This window comes from Roseateles sp. UC29_93, from assembly GCF_042695725.1.
GTDB lineage: Bacteria > Pseudomonadota > Gammaproteobacteria > Burkholderiales > Burkholderiaceae_C > Roseateles > Roseateles noduli_A.
The window spans coordinates 1,213,845-1,230,529 of sequence record NZ_CP170545.1; the positions used below are offsets into that span (position 1 = coordinate 1,213,845).

13 protein-coding genes and 2 pseudogenes are annotated in these 16,685 nt (G+C 68.5%); 5 read left to right on the forward strand and 10 right to left on the reverse strand.

Annotated features, from left to right (window positions below; genetic code table 11):
* Window positions 1-82: 82 nt before the first annotated feature.
* Complete coding sequence (locus ACFJIX_RS05670; RefSeq protein WP_377158357.1) at window positions 83-1,303, forward strand: MFS transporter; 1,221 nt, start codon at window positions 83-85, stop codon at window positions 1,301-1,303.
* Here ACFJIX_RS05670 and ACFJIX_RS05675 read toward each other — a convergent pair.
* Window positions 1,225-2,220 (reverse strand): Bug family tripartite tricarboxylate transporter substrate binding protein, encoded by a 996-nt coding sequence (locus ACFJIX_RS05675; protein ID WP_377158358.1) that lies wholly within the window; start codon window positions 2,218-2,220, stop codon window positions 1,225-1,227. The genes ACFJIX_RS05670 and ACFJIX_RS05675 overlap by 79 nt on opposite strands.
* Window positions 2,221-2,316: 96 nt before the next feature.
* Entirely contained in the window at window positions 2,317-2,838 is a 522-nt protein-coding gene (locus tag ACFJIX_RS05680) for a MarR family winged helix-turn-helix transcriptional regulator (protein WP_377158359.1), read from the reverse strand.
* 72 nt (window positions 2,839-2,910) lie between these two features.
* On the opposite strand from ACFJIX_RS05680, the gene ACFJIX_RS05685 reads away from it, so the two are divergent.
* From ACFJIX_RS05685 to ACFJIX_RS05700, 4 genes are all read left to right on the forward strand, one after another.
* Window positions 2,911-4,197, forward strand: coding sequence for a flavin-dependent oxidoreductase (locus ACFJIX_RS05685; protein WP_377158360.1), 1,287 nt, complete (start codon window positions 2,911-2,913; stop codon window positions 4,195-4,197).
* Window positions 4,198-4,344: 147 nt separating this feature from the next.
* Window positions 4,345-4,806, forward strand: coding sequence for a hypothetical protein (locus ACFJIX_RS05690; protein ID WP_377158361.1), 462 nt, complete (start codon window positions 4,345-4,347; stop codon window positions 4,804-4,806).
* 83 nt (window positions 4,807-4,889) lie between these two features.
* The gene (locus ACFJIX_RS05695) at window positions 4,890-5,201 is read left to right on the forward strand and encodes a hypothetical protein (RefSeq protein ID WP_377158362.1); all 312 of its coding nucleotides are present in this window, start codon (window positions 4,890-4,892) and stop codon (window positions 5,199-5,201) included.
* Window positions 5,202-5,534: 333 nt separating this feature from the next.
* Window positions 5,535-6,254 carry a Uma2 family endonuclease gene (locus ACFJIX_RS05700; RefSeq protein ID WP_377158363.1) on the forward strand — a complete coding sequence of 240 codons (720 nt, stop codon included), beginning with the start codon at window positions 5,535-5,537 and terminating at the stop codon, window positions 6,252-6,254.
* Between the two features lie 42 nt (window positions 6,255-6,296).
* Here the strand turns inward: ACFJIX_RS05700 and ACFJIX_RS05705 are convergent, their stop codons facing one another.
* The 8 genes and pseudogenes from ACFJIX_RS05705 to ACFJIX_RS05740 all read right to left on the reverse strand — a co-directional run bounded on the left by ACFJIX_RS05705 (window position 6,297) and on the right by ACFJIX_RS05740 (window position 16,666).
* Complete coding sequence (locus ACFJIX_RS05705; RefSeq protein WP_377158364.1) at window positions 6,297-7,040, reverse strand: metallophosphoesterase family protein; 744 nt, start codon at window positions 7,038-7,040, stop codon at window positions 6,297-6,299.
* Between the two features lie 32 nt (window positions 7,041-7,072).
* Window positions 7,073-8,587, reverse strand: a complete 1,515-nt coding sequence (locus ACFJIX_RS05710) for a hypothetical protein (RefSeq protein ID WP_377158365.1) — start codon at window positions 8,585-8,587, stop codon at window positions 7,073-7,075.
* 17 nt (window positions 8,588-8,604) lie between these two features.
* A complete protein-coding gene (fghA, locus tag ACFJIX_RS05715) occupies window positions 8,605-9,465 on the reverse strand; it encodes an S-formylglutathione hydrolase (protein WP_377158366.1) in 861 nt (286 codons plus the stop codon).
* Window positions 9,466-9,526: 61 nt separating this feature from the next.
* Window positions 9,527-10,510, reverse strand: a complete 984-nt coding sequence (gene gshB / locus ACFJIX_RS05720) for a glutathione synthase (protein WP_377158368.1) — start codon at window positions 10,508-10,510, stop codon at window positions 9,527-9,529.
* 23 nt (window positions 10,511-10,533) lie between these two features.
* Window positions 10,534-11,701 (reverse strand): annotated as a pseudogene (locus tag ACFJIX_RS05725) (benzoate/H(+) symporter BenE family transporter).
* Between the two features lie 10 nt (window positions 11,702-11,711).
* Window positions 11,712-13,594 (reverse strand): annotated as a pseudogene (locus ACFJIX_RS05730) (potassium transporter Kup).
* A 116-nt stretch (window positions 13,595-13,710) separates the two neighbouring features.
* Window positions 13,711-15,669 carry a TonB-dependent receptor domain-containing protein gene (locus tag ACFJIX_RS05735; RefSeq protein WP_377158369.1) on the reverse strand — a complete coding sequence of 653 codons (1,959 nt, stop codon included), beginning with the start codon at window positions 15,667-15,669 and terminating at the stop codon, window positions 13,711-13,713.
* Window positions 15,572-16,666, reverse strand: a complete 1,095-nt coding sequence (locus ACFJIX_RS05740; RefSeq protein ID WP_377158371.1) for a TonB-dependent receptor plug domain-containing protein — start codon at window positions 16,664-16,666, stop codon at window positions 15,572-15,574. The genes ACFJIX_RS05735 and ACFJIX_RS05740 overlap by 98 nt, the downstream gene beginning before the upstream one ends.
* Between the last annotated feature and the right edge of the window lie 19 nt (window positions 16,667-16,685).

Genomic DNA, 16,685 nt, shown 5'->3' on the forward strand with positions numbered 1-16,685 from the left:
CGGGCAGGAGTCAGGACGAGGGATCGAAGTCGAAGTCGAAGTCGAAGTCGAAGTTCAGGATGAACGGAAACGAGGGATCGAAGTGAGGATTCTGCTGTACTACCTCTGCGGCGTGTTCGCCGCGGCGCAATTGGGCAAGCTGGCGGCCCTGTCGCCGCCGATCGCCCGCGAGCTCCAGCTCGGGCTGGCGGCGATGGCCGCGTTGACCTCGCTGCTGGAGGTCTGCGGCGCCACGCTCGGCGGCGTCGCGGGTCGTTGGCTCCCGCGCATCGGGCTGAAGCGCGCGCTGGCCGCGGCGGTACTGGCGCTCGCGGTCGGCGCGGCCGCGGCGGGATTCGCCCAGGGCGTGGCCCTGCTCGCGCTGGCGCGGCTGGTCGAAAGCCTGGGCTACCTCGCGATCGTCGTCGCCGCGCCCGTGCTGATCGCCCGCGCGGCGGAGGGTCGGCGCCAGGCCGCCGCGATGGCGCTGTGGAGCACCTTCCTCCCGGTGGGCATGGCGATCGGCGCGTGGGCGTATGCGCACGCGGCGGGCTGGGCCGGCTGGCGGCCCGCGCAGGCGCTCAGCGTCGCGGGCGGCGTGCTGCTGTGGCTCGGGCTGCGATCGATCCGTGTGGACGACGACCCGCACGCCATCGAATCGCGGCATCCGCCGGGGCCGACCGGCGCGCTGCTCTGGGCGCTGGTCGCCGCCTTCGGCGCATACGCGATCGCGGAGGTGGGCCTGCTCGCACTGCTGCCCAGCCTGCTCACGCAGGGCGGCATGCCCTTGAGCGCGGCCGGCACCTGGACCGCCGCGGCCGCGCTGGCCAATGTGCCCGCCAGCGCCCTCGGCGCGTGGCTGCTGCGACGACACGGCGCGCTGTCGCGCGCGATCGCCGTCGGCATGGCGGCGTCGCTGGGCGCGTCAGGGCTGCTCTATCTCGGCGTGATGCGGGACGGGGGCGATGCCTCGTGGCAAGCGATGCTCGCCATCGGCATCAACGCGGCCTCGGGCGTGTTCCCGAGCCTGGTCTTCGCGCTGCTGCCGCTGGCCGCGCGCACGCCGGAGCGCCTGTCGCTCGCCAGCGGTCGCCTCACGCAGTTCGGCGCTTCGGGCGCGCTGCTCGGGCCGCCGCTGATGGGCACGGTCGTCGAGCGCTGGGGGTGGAGCGCGGCGGGCGGCCTGTCGCTCGCGCTGTCCCTGCTGGCGATCCCGCTGGCGCTCTTCGCGTGGCGGCGGCTCGCTCAATCGTCCGACGAGAACCCCGACGCCGCCACGATCGGTCCCCACTGCGTGCGTTCGGCCGCGAGCCGGCGCGCGTAGTCCGCCGGCTGCATCGCCAGCGGTTCGCAGCCGAGCTTGGCCAGGCCCTCGACGACCTGCTTCTCGCGCAGCGCGACGCGGACCAGGTCGAAGACCTTGTCGACGATCGCGGCCGGCGTCTTCGGCGGCAGGAAGAGGCCGTAGGTCTCCACGCCGATGATGCCCTTGAAGCCCTGCTCGCCGAAGGTGGGCACCTCCGGCGCGAAGCGCGAGCGCTCGTGATCGGTGACACCGAGGATGCGCACCCGCCCGCCCGCGACGTAGGGCAGCAGGTCGCCCAGGAGGAAGCAGCCCGACGCGATCTGCCCGCCCATCAGGTCCTGCAGGCCGGGCGCGGCGCCGCGGTACGGCACGTGCGTCAGCGTGATGCCGGCGGCGCGCTTGAACTGGTCGCCGAGGAAATGCGGCATCGCCCCGGCCGCGGGCGAGGCGTAGGACGACTGGTCCGGATGCGCCTTGGCCCAGGCGGCGAAATCGCCCATCGTCTTCACCGTCGCCGGCACCATCGGCCCGACGCCGAAGCCGCAGGTCGCGTTGGCCATCGGGGAGACCGCGATCGCGTCGGTCTCCGGCTTGTAGGCCAGCTTGCGGTAGACGTGCGGATAGATCGTGAACATCGACGACGGACTGACCAGCATCGTGCCCCCGTCGGGCGGCGCGTCGCGCAGCGCGGTCACCGCGAGCCGGCCGCCGGCGCCGACGCGCTGCTCGACCAGGACGTTCTCCGCGAGGCGTCCGCGCCACGCTTCGGCGAGGCGCCGCGCACTGACGTCCACCGAGCCGCCGGCGGGGAAGCCGACGAGGATGCGCGGCATCGCCGCGGTCTGCGCGCGCAGCGGTCCGGCGAGTCCGGCCATCGCAGCGCCGAGCAGCAGGCCGGCGTCACGCCGGGTGAGCTTCCGATCGAGGTCGTTCATCGCTTGTCTCCGTCGTTGTTGTCTGTCGTCGTTCTCTGTCTTCGGCATCCGTCGCGGCCATCTGTCCCCGCCATCTGTCGTCGTCGGCCGTCGACGCTATCGGTCGTTGTCGTCCGTCGTGGCGATCTCCGCCAGGCGCTCCAGGTCCGCCTTCAGGCGCGCGGCGCGATCGCCGAGCCGGCTCATCAGGCGCTCGTCGTGCGCGCGGACGCGGCGCTCCAGCACCGTGAGCTGACGCTTGCCGGCCGGCGTCAGGAACAGGCCCCAGCGACGCGCGTCCTCGGCGTCGTCACGCCGCTCCACCCAGCCGCGGCCGGTGAGCCAATCCGTCAGACGCAGCGCGCCGCTGCGGTGCAGGCCCATCGCCTGCGCGAGCAGTCCCTGCCGCATGCCGGGATTGCGTCCGACGAGGACCAGGGCGGCGAAACGCTGCGGGCTGACGTCGAGCTCCGCGGTCGCCCGGTAGAAGTCCAGGTAGAGCGCATTCTGGGCGCGCCGCAGCGCGTAGCCGAGCAGGTCGTCGAGGACGCCGTAGTCCAGGCCGGGAACGGGCAGCAGCGGCGCCTCGGGCGGCTCGCGCAACTCGGAAAGGGTTTTCGGCGGCGTGGCTCGGCTCATTGGGATCAGCTTAGATACTGTTGCATAGCGCAACTATCTCGCTTACCCTGATCTGATCGATTGGAGATCCCCATGGCCCTCGACATCCTGATCGCCGGCGGCGGCATCGGCGGACTGACCGCGGCACTGGCGCTGCAACGCGACGGCCACCGCGTGACCGTCTGCGAGGCCACGGCGGAACTCAAGCCGCTGGGCGTGGGCATCAACCTGCTGCCGCACGCGGTGGCGGTCCTCGACGGGCTGGGGCTGATGCCGACGCTGCAGGCGATGGCGGTGCCGACATCGGCGCTGATCTTCGCCAACCGGCATGGCCAGACGATCTACGAGGACCGCCGCGGACTCGCCGGCGGCTACAGCCATCCACAATTCAGCGTGCATCGCGGCGAGCTGCAGTTGATGCTGTGGCGCGAGGCGGTGGCGCGGCTCGGCGCGGAACGCGTCGTCAGTGGCTGGCGCACGACCGGCGCGCGCAACGACGGGGACGCGGTCATCGTGCTGGGCACGGACGCGAGCGGTGCACCCGTGCAACGTCGTGCGGACCTGCTGATCGCGGCGGACGGCATCCATTCCGCGATCCGTCGCCAGTTCCATCCCGACGAAGGCGCACCGCGCTGGAACGGGATGATGATGTGGCGCGGCACCTCGCTGGCGAAGCCCTTCCTCGATGGGCGGACGATGGTGCAGGCGGGACACCGGCGCGCGAAGTTCGTCGTTTATCCGATCGCACCGCCGCGGCCGGACGGGCTGCAGCTGATCAACTGGATCTGCGACCGGCGCCTGCGCGAGGACGGCCTCGGCGGCGGCCTGACCGCGCCGGGTCGCGAGGACTGGAACAAGCCCGGCTCCATCGACGATCTGCTGCCGACCTTCGGCGGCTGGCGCTTCCCATGGCTCGACGTGCCGGGCGTGATCGGCAGCGCGACGCAGCTGCTGGAATGGCCGATGGTCGACCGCGATCCGTTGCCGCGCTGGCGGCACGGCCGCATCACGCTGCTCGGCGACGCGGCGCATCCGATGTACCCGATCGGCTCGAACGGCGCGACGCAGGCGATCCTCGACGCCGAAGCGATCGCGCGGGCGCTCCGCGAGGAACCACGCGTGGAGACGGCGCTCGATCACTACGAGGCCGAGCGCCGGCCCATGTGCGCGCGCATCGTCGAGCTGAACCGGCAGGAGGGGCTGGACTACATCCTCGACATGGTCGAGGAACGCGCGCCGGACGGCTTCGAACGCCTGGAGGATGTGATCGATCCGGCGGAGGTGGATGCGTTCGTCAAGCGCTACAAGGCGGCGGCGGGACATCGCCAGACGGCGGTGGCGGACGAGCCGCCAGAGGCCTCTCCGGCGCCCGCGCCGTAGCATCCGGAACCGCCCTGCTCATCTCGGTCACCCAGTCTCCTTGGATCGGGGACTGCGCCTGGATTTCATGCCGATTGAGGTGAGAGACGTCAGGCGACTCACCTCGAAGAATCACTGCTCCTTCCACAACCAAGCAAGGAGCGGTGAATGGCCTACGCATATTCGGACCGCCTGATGCCCACCAAGCCGATCCCGCCGCGCGCGCCACCGGCGCGTCAAAGCGAACCGCAGCAATCCCACACGACCGAAGCGCAATGGATGGCCGTCGAAGAACGCCTGGCCGAGTTGGCCGCGCTGACTGCCAACTGGAACGATGACGGGGCGCCGCCCATCTCCGCATTGGCACTGGAGATCACCCGGCAACTCCTGGCACTGCGTCCACCGCTCATCCGGCTCGGCGAGTTGTTTCCATCCCCCGACGGCGGTGTGCTGATGGAATACGTTCGAGGCACTTGGGACCTCACAGTGGAGATCAGTGCCGACGGCACGCTGGAGATCTTCGGTTTCGAGATCGACGGCACGCACAAGCTGTTTCCGCATCCCTATCCCTCCATGAACGCCGAGTTTCTCGAAGCGCTCGACACCGTGGGAGGTCCGGAATGGCTGTGAGGTTGAGTAACGCGGATGAGGTCCTGTTCCGTCAGATCCATCCCAGTGGTCTGAAAGCTGGACACCCTTGCAGCTCCTGCTTCATGCCCTCGAAGTCGGACAACGGTCTGCTGTCGGTCGACCGGTCGACTCTCACGACGGCCGAGCAATCCCATCGGCTCTACACGCGCAACGACAAGGTATCTGTCGCGGTCTACGGACTGAGCGTTGCAGAGTTCATGGCATGCGGCGTGAGCTGCATCGAAGACCCAGTACAAGATCATCCGACTTTGGTGGATAACCCCGCGCATGCCCTTGCTGACTTCTCCGCTCAGACTCAGACGAGTCGGCGGGTCACTGCGAAGGAATTGAAGCGTCTGGCCATCCGACGTGGTCGTCTATTCGGTGCCTCATGAACGCGCAGGAATTCCTTGAATGGCAGCCGATCTGGGATGACGTGCATGAGCTCGTCGACGGCATTCCAAGGGCAGTGCGCGCTGGCAGACCGCCCTTCTTCCGGGTTGTCGCAAATCTGTCCTCGGCGTTCAAGCGGCATTTGAAAGATGCCGCGTACGCGACGCTGATTCGAGGGCAAGCGCTGCAGGTGGACGACCGAAACGTCCTCTACCCCGATGTCTTCGTGGTCGAAGATTCGGAAGACTGCTGGGCGCCACGTCTGGTTGCTGCGGTCTTCTCTCCCTCAGACCCCGCGTCTTCGGTACTTCGTCAGATCCCGCGCCGCCCGAGGCGTGAAGTCAGTTCAGGAGATCCTGCTGATCGATGTCCACAAGCGTCGCATCGAGCGGCATCGACGCAATATGGACGCCACTTGGACGACACAGGTCATCGAAGCCGACGGGACATTGACGCTCAGCTCATTGAACCTGGATCTGCCGGTCGCGACAGTGTTCGATCAGTTGGACCTGCCCGAGCGTGCTTTGACGGCTAAGGAGTTCCTGGATTGGGACCAGGACGAAGAGTTTCGGCATGAATTCATCGGAGGTCGAATCGTGACGACGGATGGATCAAAGGGTGGGCATCTTCAGGCGATCGTTCACATCCAGCTTGCACTGCGTGCCCTGCTTGAAGGAAGCGGTCGTCGAGTCGACTATGTAGACCACCCCGAAGCAAGAACCGATCTCGACGAACCGTTCTTCTTTGATATCGGGATGTTCGAGCACCAGGAGGACGTCGCGGCAGTCAAGGATGTGTCGCAGCCAGCCTTGCTCGTCGAGGCACACTCCGGGACGATCGGGCGGCGCGATCGTGTGACACGGTTGCGAGAACGACTTCAACGTCCATCGTTGCGGGAGTACGTGCAGATCGACTGCCATCGGCGTCGGATGACCGTTCACCGAAGGGATGCGAACGGCATCTGGACAAGTCTGCTCATGCCGGACGGCGCCCCGTTGGAGCTTGCAACGATCGGAGCGTCCCTCAGCGCAGAAACCATCTTTCGAAGGTTCTAGCCAGCAGCAATGCAGCGCCCGCCGTGCCCGCTGTGCCCTCCTTCACTCGTCCGCCCACCCCGTCCTCAACCACCTCGCCCAATCCTCCCGCCCATTCCTGGAAGCGATGCTCCCCATCGCTTCATGGTCGTACGGCACGCTGATGGACTCGGTCATCCAGCCCTGCGCAGTCCGCGCCACGATCGCGTAGCGCGCATCGGGCGAGCCGTTCTCGGCGACATAGCGGATCGGATGGTCGTCGTCCCACGCTTGCAGTCCGACGCTGCCGGGATTCACCAGCCACTGTCCTCGCGCGCTGCGCAGTACGCGCGGGACGTGCGTGTGGCCGCAGCAGACCAACATGGATGCCTGCTCGCCGAGCCGATCGGCGATCTCCGACGCGGTCGCCATCCGCAAGCGCGGACCGTCCTGCGTGTCGAGGAAATACTCGATGTCGCTGCGCGGCGTGCCGTGGCAGAGGAACACCTCATCGGTCAGCTGCATCGTCTTCGGCAGCCGGCGGAGCCACGCCAGCTCCGGCTCGCCCAGACGCTCACGCGCGAAGCGGTCGGACGCCCCGCCCGGCTTCTCCGCCGTGATCGCGAGCAACTGCCGCTCATGGTTGCCGGCGATCGTCGGCCAGTCTTGCGCCATCAGGTACTGCGCCGTCTCCAACGGCTGCAGCGGCCCGGACAGGATGTCGCCCAGGTTCACGATCTGATCGACGCCCCGTCGCCGCGCATCGGCCACGACGGCCTCCAGCGCGAGCAGGTTTCCGTGGATGTCGGACAGCAAGGCGATGCGCATAAGAGGTCCCCATTCGGACCGAGCCGCGCGTCTCAGCGCGCGTTCGGCCGTTCCGTGTCGCCGGCGCCGTACCGCTGCCGCAGCGCCTGGATTTCAGCGAGCTGCGACCGATCATCCAAGGCGGTGGCGACCTCGTGCAGTAGCAACAGGACATGCACGCCGTCCGGCGCGCGCGTTCCGCTGGGAGCGTCCGACATCCAACGCAGCGCCAGTCCGCCGAAACGCCGGGCTGTCTCACGTTGTCCGGCCTCCATCAGCCTGCGGGCGGCGTCAGCCACCGGCCCGACATAGGACAGCCGGACCAGCTTCATGGCATCCAGCTTATCCAACGTGGCCGTCATCAGGTCGAAGCGACGCGCGGCGAGCTGCACCTGGAACTGCGACGCCCGCTCGTTCAGCAACATGCCGCTGGTGGGACCGAAAGCACGCTCAAGTCCCGGCATCGCCGCTTCGTACAACGCCACCGCCTCTGCCGGATCGCTCGCGGCCAACATCCTCGCCAGTCGCGCCCGCTCCGTCGCCACGACAGCGTGACCCTCGCCGCGTTGACGGATGATTTGCGCCAGCTGACTCTTCCTGAGGGCCACCGCACGCGGCAGGTCGCCGATGAGAGCATAGGCGTCGCTCAGCAAGGCCGTTGCCTGCATCGCCTCCAGATTCATCGGCCCGTGCGCCGCGCTCAATGAAGCTTGTGCCGCCGACAGCGCCGTCACCGCCGCAGGCCCTTCACGATCCCGCAGTCGCCATTGCCCCAACTGAAGCCAGGCGCGGCCACGTTCCTCTTCGGAGGCCTCGGCGCGTCGCGCCGCTCGCTCCGCGGAGGCATAGGCGCCGCGGACATCGCCAGTTTCCCTCGACACTCGGTCAAGCATTAACTGATAGCTGAACTCCTCGTCCGCATCCGTCGGCGAGCTCGGATGCCGCAGCATGGCTTCGGTGAGCCAAGAGGCAGCGGCCGCCTCCCGCCGCGCGACGCCAGCCTCCGCCAACAGCAGATACAGGAAGGACGCGGGTGCCGATGGCCCCGCGCTCGCCCGTGCGAGCGCCTGCAGCGCCGGCACCCGGCATTCGGTCTGGAAGTCGACGAAGCCGCCATCCAGGCCGTTGCGGCACCAGGCGATCAGGGACCGCAAATGCGCCGGGCTGCCTGCGCCGCGAGCCGCACCGAGCGTCACCGCTTCCTGCAGCGTGCTGCGGGCGGACGGTCCATCGCCCGACCAGGTCAGTGCACGGCCCCCTGCGAGCAGCGCGGCCAGCGCTTCATCGCTCGCGTTGCCGCTGTCGGCCAACTGCGCGGCGCGCCGTGCGGATTCCGCCGCGGCCGTCAGTTCACCGCGGGAAAACTGCCGCTCCGACTGCAGCCGCCAACTCGCAGCATCAGTCGGCGTGGTCGAGGCAGCGGCAACCCATACGCGGTCGGACCCAAGTCGCCTGTCGCCCTCCGTCGCGCGGAGCGGACTCTCCGCCATCGCGTCCCGTGTCGCCACGGCGGCCATTACAACCGCCACGCCGAGCACCAGCGCACGATGACGGGCGGAACGCGGCATGACAGGCATGGCTCGAATCAGCCCGCCAGCTGCCGCGCGTGATGCGCCAGGTGATCGTCGATCACCGTCGCGATGAAGTAGTAGCCGTGGTCGTAGCCGTCATGGCGGCGCAGCGTCAACGGCTGGCCGATCGACGCGCACGCCGACTCCAACGCTTCCGGATACAGCTGCTCGACGAGGAACTTGTCCGCCAGACCCTGGTCGACCAGGATGCCATGCGGATAAGGCGCGCGCTCCTGTGCCTGGAACAGCGCGCTCGCGTCATGCGCGGGCCAGGCGTCGCGGTCCTCGCCGAGGTAGCCGGTGAACGCCTTCACGCCCCAGGAGCAGCGGCTTGGCGCCGCGATCGGCGCGATCGCCGACACGGACGCGAACGCGCCCGGATGCCGCAGCGCCAGCGTCAGCGCGCCGTGACCGCCCATCGAGTGCCCCGCGATGCCCGTCTTCGTCGCGTCCAGTCCCAGCGACGCCTGCACCTGCGGGATCAGCTCCCGCATCAGGTAGCTCTCCATCCGCCAGTGCGTCGCCCACGGCGCCTGCGTCGCATCGAGGTAGAACCCCGCCGCGACGCCGAAGTCCCACGACGCCGTCGCGCCCGGCACCGCGCTCACCGCCTCGCCGCGCGGACTCGTGTCCGGCATCAGCAGCGCGAGTCCCAGCTCCGCCGCCTTGCGCTGCGCGCCGGCCTTCATCGTGAAGGTCTCTTCGCTGCAGGTCAGCCCCGCCAGGAACACCAGCAGCCCCTTCACCGCCCGCGCGCCACCCGGCGGCAGGAACAGCGCGAAGCGCATCGGCAGGCCGATCTCGGCCGAGTCATGGCGATGGAAACGCTGCACGCCGCCGAAGCTGGCGTGCTCGCTGATCAATTCGAAAGTCATGTCGATGTCCCGGTGCGGCTCACGATCACGTCGGTGACCTGAGCGGAGATCCTCGCCGCGCTCAACGCGCCGCGGCGACCGCCGCTTCCAGCGCGTCGATGAACACGGCGCCGACGTCGAAACCCGTCTGCTCCATGATTTCCTGGAAGCAGGTCGGGCTGGTGACGTTGAGCTCGGTCATCCTGTCGCCGATCACGTCCAGCCCCACCAGCAGCAGCCCGCGCGCCGCCAGCACCGGGGCCAGCGCCTCGGCGATGCGGCGGTCGTCGTCGGTCAGCGGCTGCGCGACGCCCTTGCCGCCCGCGGCCAGGTTGCCGCGCACCTCGGTCCCCTGCGGGATCCGCGCCAGCGAGTACGGCACCGGCTTGCCGCCGATCAGCAGGATGCGCTTGTCGCCCTTGACGATCTCCGGCACGAAACGCTGCACCATCACCGACTGCGCGCCGTTCTTGTTCAGCGTCTCGATGATGCTGCCCAGGTTCAGCGCATCCGCCTTGACGCGGAAGATGCCCATGCCGCCCATGCCGTCCAGCGGCTTCAGGATGATGTCCTGGTGCTCCGCATGGAACGCCCGGATCGCCGCCGCCGAGCGCGTCACCAGCGTCGGCGCGATGAACTGCGGGAACTCCAGGATCGCGAGCTTCTCCGGATGGTCGCGCAGCGAGGCCGCCTTGTTGAAGACCTTCGCGCCTTCGCGCTCGGCCTGCTCCAGCAGGTGCGTGGCGTAGAAGAACTCCGAATCGAACGGCGGATCCTTGCGCATCAGCACCGCGTCGACGTCGGCCAGGGCCAGGTCTTGCGTCGCGGTGACCGCGTGCCACACGGCGAGCTTCGTGCCGGCCTGGCTGGCGACGGCCTCCGGCGTCAGCGTCAGCCGCTGTGCCGCATGCGCGGTCACGCGCCCGCCGCTGACCCACAGCAGGTCCGGCACCTCGCAGACCCAGAGCTCATGGCCGCGCCGGGCCGCTTCGCGCATCATCGCGAAGGTGGAGTCCTTGTAGGTGTTGAAGGTCGACAGCGGATCGGCGACGAACAGCAGTTTCATGGGCAAGGCTTTCAGCAAGGAACTCAACGAGCCTTGAAGTGTTGCACCAAAAGAGAAACCGCACCGGCGACCACGCCCCAGAACGCCGACCCGATGCCCAGCAGGCTCAGTCCCGACAGCGTCACCAGGAAGGTCAGGATGGCGGCGTCGCGGTGGTGCTCGTCCTTCAGCGCGGCGGACAGTCCGCCGGCGATCGTGCCCAGCAGCGCCAGGCCGGCCACGGCGGCGATCAGCTCCCGCGGGAAGGCGGTCAGCAGGCCCACGACCGCGCCGCCCGCCAGGCCGATCGCGAGGTAGAACACTCCCGCCATCGCCGAGGCCATGTAGCGCCGGGCGGGATCCTCGTGCGCTTCGCGCCCCATGCAGATCGCCGCGGTGATCGCCGCCAGGTTGAACGCATAGCCGCCGAAGGGCGCGAAGACGATGGACGCGAACCCGGTCGCCGCGATGCTCGCCGACACCGGCGTCTGGTAGCCCGAGGCCCGCTGCGCCGCGACGCCGGGCAGGTTCTGCGAGGCCATCGTCACCAGGAACAGCGGCAGCGCCACGCCGACCAGCGCGGTCACGGAAAACGACGGCGTGACCCACACCGGCATCGCCCAGCTCCAGTCGACGGCCTCGAGATGCAGCCGCCCCTGCGAGGCCGCGACAGCCACGCCCGCCAGCAGCACCAGCGGCGTCGCATAGCGGGGAAGGAAACGCCGCGCCAGCACATAGGTGAGCGCCATCGTCAGGACCATTGCCGGCGCGGTCTTCGTGGCCAGCACGGCGTCCAGGCCGAAGCGCGCCAGCACGCCGGCCAGCAGCGCGGAGGCGATGGCGATCGGGATGCGGTCCATGATCCGTTCGAACCAGCGCGTCGCGCCGGCGATCAGGATCAGCACGCCGCAGACGATGAAGGCGCCGACGGCCTCGGACATCGAGATGCCGGAGACGCCCGCGATCAGTGCCGCGCCCCGGTGTGGACCACGCGGTCAGCACCGGCTGGCGGGTCCACAGCGACAGGCCGAGGCTGGTCAGTCCCATGCCCAGGCCGAGCGCCCAGATCCAGGAGCTGGTCTGCGCGGACGTTGCGCCGAGCGCCTGCGCGGCGTGGAACACGATGGCCACCGAGCTGGTGAAGCCCACCAGCACGGCGACGAAGCCCGCGACCACGGCGGACAGGGACAGGTCTTTCAGCCAGCGATTCATGGCGCGGGGGTCAGATCTCGACCTTCGACCCCAGCTCCACGATCCGGTTGGCCGGCAGGTGGAGGAAGTCCGCCGCCGCCGCCGCGTTGCGGTGCATGCTCGCGAAGAGCTTCTCCCGCCACAACGCCATGCCCGAGCCGATCGTCGGAATCACGATGTCCCGCGACAGGAAGTAGCTGGTCTCCATCTCGTCCAGATGCACGCCGCGCTGCTCCAGGAGCTTGAGCGCGTCCGGCACGTCGGGCTCGTTCTTGAAGCCGAAGTGCAGCGTCACCTGCCAGCAGTCGTTGTCCAGGCTCTCGACCTCGACCCGCTTCTCGAAGCCGATCCACGGCACCTCGTGATGCTTGACGCTGACGAACAGGTTCTGCTCGTGCAGCACCTTGTTGTGCTTGAGGTTGTGCAGCAGCGCGTTGGGCGTCGTGCCCTGCTCCGCCGACAGGAACACCGCGGTGCCCTGCACCCGCGTCGGCGGGTTGATGAACACCGCCTCGAGGAAGCTCTTCAGGTCGATCGCGTCCTCGCGCAGCTTGTCCGACAGCAGCCGGCGGCCCTGCTTCCAGGTCAGCATCAGCGTGAACATGCCGAAGCCGATCAGCAGCGGGAACCAGCCGCCGTGCAGCACCTTCAGCAGGTTGGACGCCAGGAAGGTGGCGTCGATGACGAAGAATGCGCCCGTCGCCAGCACGCACAGCCACAGCGGGTACTTCCAGCCGAAGCGGATCACGAAGAAGGTCATGACCGTGGTGATGGTCATGTCGATGGTCACCGCCACGCCGTAGGCGCCGGCCAGCTTGCTCGACGACTCGAAGAACGCCACCGCCACGACGACGAAGGCGAACAGCCCCCAGTTGACGAACGGGACGTAGATCTGGCCGATGTCGCGCACCGACGTGTGCACGATGCGCATGCGCGGCAGCAGCCCCAGCTGCACCGCCTGCTTGGTCACCGAGAACGCCGCCGTGATCAGCGCCTGCGACGCCACGATCGCCGCCAGCGTCGCCAGCACGAACAGCGGGATCTCCGCCAGCTCGGCGCGAGCAGGAAGAACGGGTTCTTGATCGCCTCCGGCCGGTCCAGCAGCAGCGCGCCCTGGCCGAAGTAGTTCAGCGTCAGCGCCGGCATCACGAAGCTGTACCAGGCGATGCGGATCGGCTGCTTGCCGAAGTGGCCCAGGTCGGCGTAGAGCGCCTCGCCGCCGGTCACCACCAGCACCACCGCGCCCAGCGCGACGAAGGCGATCCAGCCGTAGTGCGTGCAGAAGTCGATCGCCCACATCGGGTTGATGGCCTGCAGCACATGCGGATTGCCGATGATCTTGGGCACGCCCAGCAGCGCCAGCGACGTGAACCACACCAGCATCACCGGCCCGAAGGCCTTGCCCACCCCGCCGGTGCCGAAACGCTGGACCGCGAACAGCCCCGCCAGCACCACCAGCGAGATCGGCACCACCGCGTCGTGGTACTGCGGCGCGTAGACCTCGATGCCCTCGACGGCCGAGAGCACCGTCATCGCCGGCGTGATCACCGCGTCGCCGAAGAAGATCGCCGTGCCGAACAGCCCCACCAGCATCAGCCCGCGCCGCAGCGTGGGCTTCTCGCGCACGGCCGTCGTGGCCAGCGCGAGCATGGCGATCAGGCCGCCCTCGCCGTTGTTGTCGGCGCGCAGGATCAGCAGCACGTACTTGAACGAGACCACGATGGTCATCGTCCAGAACAGCAGCGACAGCACCCCGAGGATGTTGTCGTGCGTCATGGGGACATGCGCGCCGTGGAAGACTTCCTTGAGCGCGTAGAGGGGACTGGTGCCGATGTCGCCGTAGACGACACCGAGGGCGCCGATGGTCAGGCCGGCCAGGGCGGCCGGCGAACGGGGCGCGTGATGTGAACTCACAAGGATCGCGGCGGCCGCCCGGGCCGCCGGAAGTCGAAAACGCGTATTGTCTGCCTTCCGTTGTGCGGTGCGTCAATGGCCCCCGCCACCGTCACGGGGGCGGGGGTTGACGGCGATCACTGGAACACGTAGCTCGCCCCGACGTTGAAGCGCCGGCCCAGCACGTTGGACGCGCCGCTGTCGTAGTAGCTGAACACGGTCGGGATGCCGTTGGCGCGGTCGTAGTCGTTGGTGACGTTGATGACGCTGGCCGACAGCGTCAGGCCCTTGATGCCGCTGTACGAGGCGCCCAGGTCGATCGTGCGGTCGCGGCCCACGCGGCAGCGGTTGAGGTTGCTCAGGAAGGCCCGCTGCGCCGCGGTCAGCGACGAGCACACCGTGCTCGACAGCGGATCCGCGTGGTTGAAGCGGATCCAGCCCCGCGCCCGGTCGGTGTCCCACTTGAACGTCGCGCTGGCGCGGGTCTTGGAGATGTCCGACGCCGTGGTGCCGACCTGGTGCTGCACCTCGCCGCCCTTGAGGATCAGCTGGTCGTAGCGCGCCGTGTAGGTGCCGTTGACGTTCATGCTGAACTTGCCCCACGCCATCGCCGGCAGGCGGATGTTGAGGTCGTAGTCGATGCCCGAGGTCTTGGTCCACTCGTTGTTGCCGTACTGGCGCACCAGCATGATGATCGGGCCGCTGTTGGCCACGCCCGGCAGCCAGGTCTCGGGATTGGGATCACGCACGACCTGCACGTTCCCCGAGCTCGGGTTGGCGTTGTAGTCGTCCATGATGTCCACGCCGCGCTGCGAGCGGATCTCGTTCTTGCGATGGAAGTACCAGCCGTCGATCGCCAGGTCCGCGTACTTGCTCGGCGTGAAGATCATGCCGGCGGTGAACGAATTGGACTTCTCCGGCTCCAGGTTCGGGTTGGCGCTGATCACCGTCGGGATGCTGCCCGGGTTGGTCGTGCCCGACGGCACCGCGCTGAAGCCCAGCACGTTGCAGTCGCGGTTCACCGACACCGGCGCCTTGCTGACCGGGGCGTTGGGGTTGCTGGTGTCGCAGCGCAGGCTGTCGAAGACGCGGCGCTCCTGGAAGCTGTGGAAGGACAGCGCGAACGAGTTGCCGATCTGCGAGATCGCCGGCGCGCGGAAGCCCGTCGCCGCCGTGCCGCGGAACACCATCAGCGACGGCAGCGCCGTCCACTTGAAGCCGGCCTTGCCGGTGGTGCTGTTGCCGAAGTCGTCGTAGTGCTCGTAGCGCGCCGCGGCCTGCAGCTCCAGCTGCTTCACGACGGGCAGGCTCAGCTCGGTGAAGGCGGCATACGACTTGCGGCTGCCCGAGGCGCCGTTGGCCACCAGGCCGATGTAGTCGCCGGTGCCGTAGACGTCGTCGGGGATGGCGTCGAGCTTCTCCTTGCGCAGCTCGGTACCGACGGCGATCGCGGCCGGGCCGCCCGGCAGCTGGAACAGCTCGCGGCTGCCGCGCAGGTCCACGACACCAGCTGCGACTTGCCCTCGTTGTAGGCCGTCGACGACACGCTGTTGATCGCCTCCTGCGAATTGGTCTTGCCGAAGCGGTAGGTGCCGTTGGCGATCGCCGCGTTCAGCAGCGAGCTGCGCACGCGCCCTTCCTGGAAGCGCTCGTTGTTGTTCTGGCTGACCAGGATCGCGGTGTCGAAGTCCCAGCCGAAGGCGGTGCCTTCGAGGCCCGCCGTCAGGCGCGTGGAGCGCAGGATGTTGATGTCGCCCCGGGGCAGGTCCTCGAAGCGGTAGATCAGCTGCACCTGCTGCTGGTTCGCCGTGCCGTTGGTCGGGTTGTCCGGGTGGCCGACGGGCAGGATGATCGCGTTCTGACGCAGGAAGCTGCCGTCCAGCTTGGGCCAGGTCGTCGCCACCGGGTTGCCCGAGGTCACCAGCGACGTCGTCATCGCGTACGGCACGCGCTGCTCGGTCGTCTTGGTCTTCGAGTACATCAGGTCGGCATACGCGGTCAGGTCGTTGTTGATCGCGAAGGTGCCGCGCACCATGCCGCTCTGGCGGTCCTGCTTGGCGACGATCTCGTCCGCGTCGTCGAGGCTGAAGCGGCACAGTCCCGTCGGCAGCGAGCCGGTCGTGGGCAGGAAGCCCGCGGGCCGGTTCGGCACGCCCTGGCCGACAGTCCGGTCCGCCGGGCAGCCCGACGGGTGCCCAGGTAGTTGGCGCCCGACAGGCTGTTGTTGGCGACGCTGATGCCGCCGATCGTGGTGGAGCCGGTCAGGCTCGTCGGCACGCGGTAGTAGTTGCCGTAGAACGATGCCGACGAGTCCGGCGTGAAGCGCGCCAGCGAGCCGTTGGACGTCAGGTACTGGTTCTGCAGCGCAAGGTTGCCGCGGTCCTTCAGCTCGTTGGCCATGACGCTGTCGCGCTTGGAGACCTCCAGGCCGCCGAAGACGTTGAAGCGCTGCGTGGCCAGGTTGCCGAAGCCGAAGGTGATCGCGCCGTTCTTCGTCGCGCCGACGCCCTGGTCGTTGGCGCCGTAGGAGGCGCTGCCCTCGATGCCCTGGTAGTCCTTGCGCAGGATGTAGTTGATGACGCCGGCCATCGCGTCCGAGCCGTACATCGCCGAGGCGCCGTCCTTCAGGATGTCGATGCGTTCGATCGCCTCCTTGGGGATGGTGTTGACGTTGATCATCGTGCCGCGGCCGAAGTTCACGTCCACCGCCGCGACCGGCGCGGTGCGGCGGCCGTTGATCAGGATCAGCGTGCCTTGCGAGCCGAAGCCGCGCAGCGAGATCGTCGACAGGCCGCCGACGAAGCCCGACGCGGCGCCGTCGCCGATCGAGCCCAGGTCGACGGCGGAGTTCGCACGCAGCAGCTCCTCGACGTTGGCATATCCGGAGTTGCGGATGTCTTCGCGCGTGATACTTTGGACGACCGACGGCGTCTCCTTGTCGGTGCGCTTGATCAGCGTGCCGGTGATCTCGACGCGCTCCAGCTTCTTCGAGTCATCCGCCGAAGGGGACGTGGCCGCGGCCGATGCGGCGGCGGCGGGGGGCCTGCTGGGCGTGGGCCTGGCTGGCGAGCGCGAGGGCGATGGCAGCCGCAAGCTGCAAGGGCTGCACCGG

Bases quoted from the DNA above. Each gene is read 5' to 3' on its own strand.
- ACFJIX_RS05685 (WP_377158360.1), top strand. From the start codon at position 2,911: ATGGCCCTCGACATCCTGATCGCCGGCGGCGGCATCGGCGGACTGACC.
- gshB (WP_377158368.1), bottom strand. From the start codon at position 10,510: ATGAAACTGCTGTTCGTCGCCGATCCGCTGTCGACCTTCAACACCTAC.
- ACFJIX_RS05705 (WP_377158364.1), bottom strand. From the start codon at position 7,040: ATGCGCATCGCCTTGCTGTCCGACATCCACGGAAACCTGCTCGCGCTG.
- ACFJIX_RS05680 (WP_377158359.1), bottom strand. From the start codon at position 2,838: ATGAGCCGAGCCACGCCGCCGAAAACCCTTTCCGAGTTGCGCGAGCCG.
- ACFJIX_RS05675 (WP_377158358.1), bottom strand. From the start codon at position 2,220: ATGAACGACCTCGATCGGAAGCTCACCCGGCGTGACGCCGGCCTGCTG.
- ACFJIX_RS05710 (WP_377158365.1), bottom strand. From the start codon at position 8,587: ATGCCGCGTTCCGCCCGTCATCGTGCGCTGGTGCTCGGCGTGGCGGTT.
- ACFJIX_RS05690 (WP_377158361.1), top strand. From the start codon at position 4,345: ATGGCCTACGCATATTCGGACCGCCTGATGCCCACCAAGCCGATCCCG.
- fghA (WP_377158366.1), bottom strand. From the start codon at position 9,465: ATGACTTTCGAATTGATCAGCGAGCACGCCAGCTTCGGCGGCGTGCAG.
- ACFJIX_RS05695 (WP_377158362.1), top strand. From the start codon at position 4,890: ATGCCCTCGAAGTCGGACAACGGTCTGCTGTCGGTCGACCGGTCGACT.